This window comes from Shewanella hafniensis, assembly GCF_019655335.1.
Taxonomy (GTDB): Bacteria; Pseudomonadota; Gammaproteobacteria; order Enterobacterales; family Shewanellaceae; genus Shewanella; species Shewanella hafniensis.
In genome coordinates this window covers 1-5,289 of the sequence record NZ_BPFD01000137.1, presented here as the reverse complement: position 1 = coordinate 5,289, position 5,289 = coordinate 1, and the positions used below count along the sequence as shown (strand labels likewise).

Sequence of the window (5,289 nt, the reverse complement as noted above, 5' to 3'; positions counted from 1 at the left end):
TAAGTGCACTCTTTACAGGTGTAAGCAAGATAACGATAAATTGATGAAACTGTGTTGCAGGCAAGCATAAAAAAACTTTTGTTTAACTACATGATATTAAATTAATATTTGTAACTTATTGTATTGCATTCGGTTATGCAAGTGTGATCTGGTTCACGATTTTATCGGTTTTAATTGTTTATGTTCACCCGCGTGTTTAATCAGTGGGTTGAGTGATTTGTCTAGATTTTTCTTATTAAGTGTCTGTGTTTGCGTTTTAGTCTCTGGGTGCGCAACCGAGCAACGGGAGTTATATCGGCGCATAAATGTGGCCTACGATTTTGAAGTGACCCACTGCGACAGTTTTGCCATCGTCACTGGAGTGAGCCGGCGCGAGAATAATCTAGATGAAGCCAAAGATTCTGCCATAGCTCAGGGAGAGCAATTGGGCGGCACGCACATCGTTTGGTTACAGACTGATATGGGCGATCCCACTAAGGTTGTTGCTGTTATTTATAAGTGTCAGATTTAGCGAGCTTAAATTTTAACTTTAACTTGAGCTTATTTATTCAGTCTGAGTTTTTAGACTAAGTGAATTAAATCGATGACATTGAACGCCCTAGCCACAGTTCATATTTGTTGCTATTCTCCGCGCCCTATTTAGGTTAATTACTATGTTCTGACTGGTGTTTATGGCGCGCTGTCTAAGTGCCAACTACGCTTATTTAGGTATTAAAACACTGTGGAAGCCTGACGTTGAACCGTTTTGCTTCATCTTCATCAGGAGAGGATCGCCAACTTAAGGGGCAAGTAACTTAGCCTATGTCACTGTTTAAATACGTTCCTGTCTTATTTTTGCTTTCTTTAGCCTTGCCTGCTCAAAGTACATTGCAGGTTAATAGCCCTTTACCTTGTCAAAAAACCATTAAAGTCGGTTATAACGACTGGCCTCCCTATGCTTGGCAAGATCCCCAAGGAGAAGCACAAGGTTTAGATGTGGATCTGATGCGGGCATTTGCCGTGTATCTTGGTTGCAAAATCAATTTTATTAATGTGCCAGCTAAGCGATCGCACCAGATGTTGAAAGCTGGGCAATTAGATGTGCTGATGGGGGCGACAATGACGGATGAACGTCAGGCTTATGCACATTTTTCCAGTTATTATCGAGACGAAGAACTGCGCTTATTCGTGCTCGATGAGCAAAAAGATCAGATTAATGTCGATAAGTGGGAAGACATTTTTACCAAGAAATTACGTCTGCTTGTGCCTTCAAGCGGTTGGTATGGCGTTGATTATCAAGAGTCTCAATATCGATTAGAGCAGGAGCATTTATTAGTATTGAGCCCTGACTCAGATAAGTCGGTACAAATGCTCACCTATGGCCGCGGGGATATGATCGTCGGCGATACTATGGCCATGCCCTATATTGCCAGTCAGCATCAGCACATTAAGCTAGTGCCACTTAAATTAGTGTTAGATCAAAACCATATCCATTTAATGCTCAGTAAAGCGAGTATGACGCCAAGCCAGTTAGAGCAGTTTAATCATGCGATTAAGGCCATGATGGATAACGGTGAAATTGCACGAGTAATCAATAAATGGCAACAAATGTCACTAGCGAAACAATCCAATATGAGCCGCCTAAGCAGTCCATTAAAGACGCTGTACGTTAGCCCTTAACACTTGCCCTTCAACTACGCCAATCACGTCTCACTTTTAATGATTTTTATCGTGGTGCAACAGGGTAACGCTATGATTTTTGGTTATTTGCACTAAAGAATATTGTTTTTTACTCAGTTGTTTTCCCGCGATTTAAGATGTGACACATTTGCTAAAACTTCTCTGGCTCGAAGTTACTGAACTCTCTATTAAATTCTGCTAGTTTGGTGAGCTAAATTGTCATGCTTTGGGTTTGATTGCGTTTTTTACAAAAGCCCATGGCAAGAATGTCTTCGCTCACTCTGCTAGCAAATCTCGTCGTTAAAGAGTCCATTGCTAAAAATAACAATAGGATAGAGGTCATACATGAAACTTCGCCATTCTGTCGCCTGCTGTATGCTTGCCCTAGGTACATTCACTGCGGCCCAAGCCATTGCTGCCAATGCGGTGAGTAATCAAGGCTATTACCGCGCGCCAGCCCTGCACGATCAAACCTTAGTCTTTACCGCTGAAGGGGATTTATGGACTCAGACCTTAGGCCAAAAAGCGGCGACGCGCTTAACGAGTTTACCCGCAGAGGAGCTAGGTGCGACCATTTCAGCCGATGGTAAGTGGGTTGCTTACGTGGCCAATTATGAAGGCGCGAGCGAAGTGTATGTGATCCCAGTTGCGGGTGGTGTGGCTAAACGGGTGAGTTTCGAGAATAGCCGTGTGCGTGTTCAGGGTTGGACCGCCAAAGGCGAGATTTTATATTCTACCGACAGTGGTTTTGGTCCTGCGAATAATTGGATGCTGCGCAGCGTCGATCCTAAAACCCTCACGACTACAGATTTACCCTTAGCCGATGCGGTCGAAGGTGTGATTGATGATCGCAACGAATACGTGTACTTCACCCGCTTTGGTCTACAAGTCACTGGGGATAACGCCAAAGTGTACCGTGGCGGCGCAAAGGGCGAATTATGGCGCTTTAAACTTGGTAGCAAAACCGAAGCTCAGTTGCTCAGCGGTCAGCACGACGGCTCAGTGCGTCAACCTATGCTATGGCAAGACAGGCTGTATTTTATCAGCGACAGTGATGGTAACGACAACCTCTGGTCGATGGCGCTCGATGGTTCAGACGCAAAACAGTTGACCCAATTTAAAGATTGGCAAGTCCGCGGCGCGCGGATGGATCAAGGCAAAGTGGTCTTCCAGTTAGGTGCGGATATCCATGTGTTTGATATTGCGGCCGCGAAAGACGCATTACTCAATATCGAACTCACGTCCGATTTTGCCCAGCGCCGTGAGCACTGGGTGAAAGATCCTATGGATTATGCATCCTCTACCGATTTAGCCCTCGCTGGCGATAAAGTGGTGATCACCGCCCGCAGCCATGTGGCTATTGCGGGTGTTGATGGTTCGCGCTTAGTGCAAGTTGCGCTGCCGGGGACTTATCGAGTTAGAAACGCGATTATGAGTCAAGATGGTAAGTCGGTTTATGCACTTAGCGATATGACAGGCCAACAGGAAATTTGGCAATTCCCCGCCGATGGCAGCAGTGGTGCTAAGCAGCTGACGAAGGACGGCCATACCCTAAGAATGAGCTTGAATCTGTCCAATGACGGTCGATTTATCGCCCACGACGATAACGATGGCAATGTTTGGTTGCTCGACTTAAAGAAAAATACCAATCAGAAAATCATCACTAACGGCGAGGGACTTGGGCCTTATGCTGATATTCGCTGGTCCGGCGACAGCCGTTTTATCGCACTAACTAAGTCAGAAATCGGTAAACAAAGACCGCAAATCGTTCTTTACTCTGTGGATGAAAATAAGGTCGAGACGCTCACCAGCGACAAATACGAGTCCTATTCGCCAACCTTTAGCAGTGACGGTCAGTGGCTATATTTCCTGTCAAATCGCCAATTTAGCGCCACGCCAAGTTCTCCTTGGGGCGATAGAAACATGGGCCCAGTGTTTGATAAACGCAGCCAAATTTTTGCCATCGCCTTAGTTAGCAATGCCAAATTTCCCTTTAGTAAGCCCAATGAACTTAGTGTTAACCAAGCCGACAAAACCGATGCTAAAGATAAGCCGGAACCGGTGAAAATTGATTGGTCAGGTATTTCTCAGCGCTTATGGCAAGTACCTGTCGATTCAGGCAATTTCAGTGAACTGCGCGCCGTCGATGGCAGACTTTATGTGCTTGATCAAGCAATGGGTGATGACGCGGAACCAAGCCTGATGACCATCAAGTTTGATCCATTGAGACCTAAGGCAGAGGTTTTTGCCGAAGATATTGGTCATTATGCGGTTTCTGCCGATGGCAAAAAGCTGATGCTAAGAAAGTTCAGCAATGACAAGGCGCTGATGATTGTTGACGGTGGCGATAAGCTTGGCGATACAGATAATGCCAAAGTGCAAACGGATCAATGGCAATTAGCGATTTCTCCCCAGCTTGAATGGCAACAAATGTTTGAAGATGCTTGGTTGATGCACAGGGAATCTTTCTTCGATAAGAAGATGCGCGGCCTCGATTGGCAAGCGACCAAAGCTAAGTATCAACCTTTGCTTGACCGCCTGACTGACCGTAATGAACTGAACGATATCTTTATGCAAATGATGGGCGAATTAGATTCATTGCATTCACAGGTTCGCGGCGGTGATTTACCTAAAGATCCTGATGCGGCTAAAGCGGCAAGTCTTGGTGCGCGTCTACAGCAAACTGCCGATGGCGTTAAAATTGCGCACATTTACAGTAACGATCCTGAGTTACCTGCCAACGCATCACCGTTAAATCGTATCGAAGTCGATGCCAAAGAAGGCGATGTACTGCTAGCTATCAATGGTACGCCAGTGGCGAACGTGGCCGATGTCACGCGTCTGTTACGTAATCAGCAGGACAAGCAAGTATTGCTGCAACTTAAGCGTGGCAGCAAAACCCATAAAACTATCGTTATGCCTGTTAGCGCTATGGTGGATGGCCAGTTACGTTACTTAGATTGGGTGAGCCATAACGCGGCTGTGGTCGAGGATGCGAGTAAGGGCAAGATTGGCTATTTGCACTTATATGCGATGGGTGGCGGCGATATAGAAAGTTTCGCCCGTGAGTTTTATACCAATTATGATAAAGACGGGTTGATTATCGACGTTCGCCGTAATCGCGGCGGCAATATCGACAGTTGGATTATTGAGAAGTTATTGCGCCGCGCTTGGGCGTTTTGGCAACCGACCCACGGCACGCCAAACACCAATATGCAGCAAACCTTCCGCGGCCATTTAGTGGTGTTAACCGATGAGCTGACTTATTCCGACGGTGAGACTTTCTCCGCTGGGATTAAAGCGCTGGGTATTGCACCGCTAATTGGCAAGCAAACGGCAGGGGCGGGCGTGTGGCTATCTGGGCGAAATTCGTTGACCGATAAAGGAATGGCGCGGGTGGCGGAGTATCCTCAGTATGCAATGGACGGTCGCTGGGTGCTGGAAGGACATGGCGTAACGCCGGATATCGAAGTTGATAACTTACCTTTTGCGACCTTTAACGGTAAAGATGCACAGCTTGAGACGGCAATAAACTATTTAAAGGATGAATTGGTTAAGCAGCCCGTTCCAGCCTTAAAAGCGCAGCCTATGCCGGCAAAAGGAATGGCACAGGATATAAAAGCTAAGTAA

At 46.2% G+C, this 5,289-nt stretch carries 3 protein-coding genes; all 3 read left to right on the top strand.

Features of this window, described 5'->3' with window-relative positions; genetic code table 11:
• Positions 1-208 precede the first annotated feature (208 nt).
• The 3 genes from K5Q99_RS21220 (at position 209) to K5Q99_RS21210 (ending at position 5,289) form a co-directional block, all read left to right on the top strand.
• Entirely contained in the window at positions 209-511 is a 303-nt protein-coding gene (locus K5Q99_RS21220; RefSeq protein WP_220590829.1) for a hypothetical protein, read from the top strand.
• Positions 512-801: 290 nt separating this feature from the next.
• The gene (locus tag K5Q99_RS21215; protein WP_106651207.1) at positions 802-1,659 is read left to right on the top strand and encodes a substrate-binding periplasmic protein; all 858 of its coding nucleotides are present in this window, start codon (positions 802-804) and stop codon (positions 1,657-1,659) included.
• 345 nt (positions 1,660-2,004) lie between these two features.
• On the top strand, positions 2,005-5,289 hold the full coding sequence (locus K5Q99_RS21210) for a S41 family peptidase (RefSeq protein WP_220778050.1): 3,285 nt from the start codon (positions 2,005-2,007) through the stop codon (positions 5,287-5,289).